The organism is uncultured Campylobacter sp., from assembly GCF_937890585.1.
Lineage (GTDB): Bacteria > Campylobacterota > Campylobacteria > Campylobacterales > Campylobacteraceae > Campylobacter_A.
Map to the genome: position 1 here is coordinate 1 of NZ_CALACG010000310.1, position 1,105 is coordinate 1,105.

The 1,105-nt window shown below is 43.4% G+C and carries 1 protein-coding gene; it reads left to right on the forward strand.

The genetic code is table 11. The features are described 5' to 3' along the window. Positions 1 to 51: 51 nt before the first annotated feature. Positions 52 to 1,092, forward strand: coding sequence for an LLM class flavin-dependent oxidoreductase (locus Q0296_RS09320; RefSeq protein ID WP_298039770.1), 1,041 nt, complete (start codon positions 52 to 54; stop codon positions 1,090 to 1,092). Positions 1,093 to 1,105 lie beyond the last annotated feature (13 nt).

Below are 1,105 nucleotides of genomic sequence, written 5' to 3' on the forward strand. Positions count from 1 at the left end.
CTATTTTAAATTTAATCTTTATAATCCCTCATCTACAAAAAAAGGATAAAAATGAATGTCTCAATCTTAAATTTACTACCGATAAAACAAGGCGGTGATGCAAAAGATGCGATAAATGCGGCCATTAGACTGGCTAAATTTGCCGAGGATATCGGCATAAATCGCTACTGGGTCGCAGAGCATCACAATATGCAAAATTTAGCTAGCTCAGCCACGCAGCTCATCATCGCACACATCTTAGAGCACACAAAAAGCTTGCGTGTGGGCTCTGGCGGCGTGATGCTACCAAACCACAGCCCCTACTCCATCGCCGAGCAGTACGCCACTCTTGAGACGCTATTTCCAAACCGCGTCGATCTTGGGCTAGGCAGAGCTCCAGGGACTGACCAAGAGACGGCTGCAGTGCTTAGACGCGGTGCCAGAGAGATAGAATTTGATATGCAAATAAACGAATTAATGGACTATTTTAACGCCAAAAGAGCCGTAAAAGCCTATCCAAAAGTTCAAAATTTTCCACCTATTTACATACTTGGATCAAGCATATATAGCGCATACGTGGCGGCTGAGTTTGGTCTGCCTTACGCCTTTGCGTCGCACTTTGCACCACGTGCGCTAGAAAAAGCAGTAGAAATTTATCGTCAAAATTTCAAACCATCGCCCTTTTTAAAAGCGCCCTATGTCATCGCAGGAGCAAATGTGATAATAGCCCAAAGTGACGAGCTAGCAAAGAGTTTGGCAACCACGCAAACGCAATTTTTCTTAAACGTAGTAACTGGCGAAAAAGAGTATTTGCAGCCGCCAAAAAAAGATAACGACGAAGTCTTTGCCATAAGTGGCAAGGCAGGCGCACAGGCTCCGCATTTTGGACCGATCGACTTTAGGCAAATAGAGCTAAAAAATAGAGAAAGAAGCGTCACTGAAGAGATGATGGCGTGCTCTTTTATAGGCTCAAAGCAAAGCGTTAAAGAGCAAATTTTAGAGTTTCAAAATAGACTTGAAGTCGATGAGATTATGGCTCAAAGCTTTATTTTTGATGAAAGGGCGCAGCTTGACTCTTTTAGGGCGTTAAAAGAGATCGCGGACGAAATTTAATCCTCTCTAATCC